3 protein-coding genes are annotated in these 2,876 nt (G+C 66.9%); 1 reads left to right on the forward strand and 2 read right to left on the reverse strand.

Going from position 1 to position 2,876, the window contains the following annotated elements:
* Positions 1 to 475 precede the first annotated feature (475 nt).
* A complete protein-coding gene (locus AB0J64_RS56405; protein ID WP_364046789.1) occupies positions 476 to 1,030 on the reverse strand; it encodes a LysE family transporter in 555 nt (184 codons plus the stop codon).
* Between the two features lie 435 nt (positions 1,031 to 1,465).
* On the opposite strand from AB0J64_RS56405, the gene AB0J64_RS56410 reads away from it, so the two are divergent.
* A complete protein-coding gene (locus AB0J64_RS56410) occupies positions 1,466 to 1,624 on the forward strand; it encodes a hypothetical protein (RefSeq protein ID WP_364046792.1) in 159 nt (52 codons plus the stop codon).
* A gap of 579 nt (positions 1,625 to 2,203) precedes the next feature.
* Here the strand turns inward: AB0J64_RS56410 and AB0J64_RS56415 are convergent.
* Positions 2,204 to 2,876 (reverse strand): diacylglycerol kinase family protein (locus AB0J64_RS56415; RefSeq protein ID WP_364046795.1); only part of this gene is annotated, 673 nt, incomplete at its 5' end.

Below are 2,876 nucleotides of genomic sequence, written 5' to 3' on the forward strand. Positions count from 1 at the left end.
CGCCGTATCACAGAGGACACAATCCGCTATGTCGGATCAATCACCTCTGTTGCCGATCGCGGCAAATGTGCAGCTCAAAGGTTAAACCTCAAGCTGAGAGCCTGCCGACTAACGATCTTGATCGCGGGTGCTGAGGTTGGCGACGCCCGGGTGGAGGCCATTTTGGAGTGATGTGCCTGCGGGCAAGAGCGGGCCCCTGATAGCTGAGGTGTTGTCTACAAGCAACTCGGCAACCAGAAGCCCGTGGTTGTCTGTCTACACGCCCGCGCCGCCGGCGACAGGGCGTTGACTTTGGTGGGACGCTGTTCCAGGAAGGGGCAGTACCTCGGCGGTCGTCGCGATGCCTCCATGCCGTACGGCACTGCCGAGCGCGTACCTGATGGCGATACGGCTTGAATCGTCCGCCGACAGGTCGGCTAGTGCCCGATCGGCACCAGCCGTCCTGAGTGTGTGCGTTGCCGCCAGCCGATGCATATCAGAAGGTTGAGATGAGCAGGTGAACGGCGAGCACGGTGATCAGAGTGCTGGAGGCCATCGCGGTGATGAGCCGTCCGCGAGGGCCGGTCAGGGCCTGGCCGAGCAACGCTCCGCCAGCGGCAAGAACCACCTGCCAACGGACGAACGCCACGAAAGCAGCGAGGACGAACACGGCCTGGCCGAGGTGGTCCGAGGTCATGGTGCTGTGACCTGCGAGCACCAGCGCTGCGAAGTAGATCACGGTGATGGGGTTCATCATCGTGATTCCCAGCAGCCCGAGGTAAGCCCGCGCGGGACTGAGGGGAGCTTTGTCGGCCCGGGTTGCGATTTGCCGGGTGCGGTATTGGCTGATCGCCGTGGCGCCGGTGCGGGCGGCCAGTCCGATGAGCACGACGGCTGAGGCCCATTGCAACGGGAGCATGATCAGTTCGATGCCGTTCGAGAGAGCGGACCCTCCGATGGTGGCGATCAGCGCATACAGGCCGTCGGCGGTCGCGACACCCAGCGCGGCGAACAAGCCGATCTTCAGGGAGGTCCGGGCGGTGAGGGCCATCAGGTAGGTTGCGACCGCCCCGACAGCCGGCCAGCAGTCCCGCCACCAGAGCGGCGGTCACGATCGGGGAAGAGTCAGCCTTCGCGGTCGGCCGGGCTGCTGCTGTCGCATCGAACGGACGGTGGCGGACAGCGACAGGGAGCCAGTGATCTTGTCCATCGGCACATCGTGGGGCAACACAGCCGTCTCCGCAACTCCTTTCCCGCTCATCACGTGACCGGTCTTCGGGGAAGCGCCGTCAGGCAATGTGATGATCTTGTACAGTCCACTGGATCGGATCGGACCCTCCCTCCGGGGTCAATGTGATCGCGAACTTCGGCTTCGCGGCGGCGAGGAACTGCGGGACCCGCTGAGCCGGCTCGTGCACGCCTGCCTTGGCCCCGCCTTCGCAGCTTGGGTGCCTGGCCCTGCGCATGCTGCCCCGCCGCTGGACCGGTGGAGGACGCGCTGGCCCTGGGCAAGCCCCGCTTCCTCGACGTCCTGCGCGACAACGAGTACGTGTACGCCGAAGCGCTCGATCGGATCGCCGCACCGCTGATGGCGGGCGACATCACGCCGTACACCCGGGCCTTCACGCTATCGGTGTGGGGGTGAAGCCCATGGATTCAGATCAGCCGCCGTCCCAGTCCCCGCCCGGCATGTGACGGCGCGCTGAAGACGTACGCCAGCAGCGGCACGTCTTTCCACACCGTCGCCAATGCGGCGGCTACAGGTTGAGCGCCGCCGTCCGCGATAAAGGACGCAGGGGGGCAGGAAAGGCCCATGGGCGCCGGTGAAAGCCAGACGAATCTCCTCCGTAGCAGCCGTGACACTGCCCCCGGCATCCTCTTCATCGGGCGTTCCCCGATACGCGTCCCACATCACTTGCCCCAGAGCCGGTATGTCGGCCTCTACGGGATGCCGGAAGCCGTGAGCTGGCACGGCCTGCGGCAAGCGCATGTCGAGACGGAACCGCTTGGGAGCCACAGGAGGATCAGTCATACTGACACTCTCCTTATTCAATGCGCCTGGTCCGATCCTCGAGACATTGCACTCCGAATAGATACTGCGAGACGCATCATGGGACCGGTGAAGTTAACTGAGCCAGGACTGCACCGCGAATCCCAACCATGCTCACCAGGTCGGGGTTCGCTGCCGCCCGCCCAGCTCAGGAAGAAGTTCTCGGAGCAGATCTCAAACGATCACGCGCAGTGCCCCGGGGCGCACCTCGCAGTGCACCGGCGCCGGTCCCACGCGTTCACCGTCGGCGTAGGCGACCACGTCGGGGGCCTCCAGCCGCACGGTGCGCACCCGCCGCACCGACACCGCCGGATGTCCGACGTGCGTCCCCCGGTACACGCTCGGGAACACCCGCACGAACTCGGCCTTCGACACGGCGTCCAGCATCATCACGTCCAGCAGCCCGTCGTCGGGCCGCGCGTCCGGGCACACCCGCATGCCCGCCCCGTAGGAGCGCGTGTTGCCCACGGCGACCAGCATGACCTCCCGTTCGACGACCTCGTCCTCGTCGAGGGTCACCCGGAACGGGATGGGCCGGAAGGAGCGCAGCTCCTGCGCCGTGGCCAGCACGTACCGGCCCATGCCTGGCGGCCAGGTCAGGCGGTTGGCCCGCTCGTTCACGCGGGAGTCGAAGCCGCAGCACATCACCCCCGCGAACAGCTCGTCGGCGGATCCGGCCACGACCCGGGCGGCGTCGAACAGGCGCGACCTCATGCGCAGCACCGTGCGGGCGGCGGCGACGGGATCCTTGCAGGGCAGCCCGAGCGCGGCCGCGATGTCGTTGCCGGTGCCGGCCGGGATGATGCCGAGCGGCACGCCGGTGCCGGCCACGGCCTGGACGGCCAGG

This window comes from Nonomuraea sp. NPDC049695 (genome assembly GCF_040674955.1).
In the GTDB taxonomy this organism is placed as follows: domain Bacteria; phylum Actinomycetota; class Actinomycetes; order Streptosporangiales; family Streptosporangiaceae; genus Nonomuraea; species Nonomuraea helvata.

Excerpts from the sequence above, each read along its gene's own strand:
- AB0J64_RS56405 (WP_364046789.1), bottom strand. The coding sequence starts at position 1,030 with ATGGCCCTCACCGCCCGGACCTCCCTGAAGATCGGCTTGTTCGCCGCG.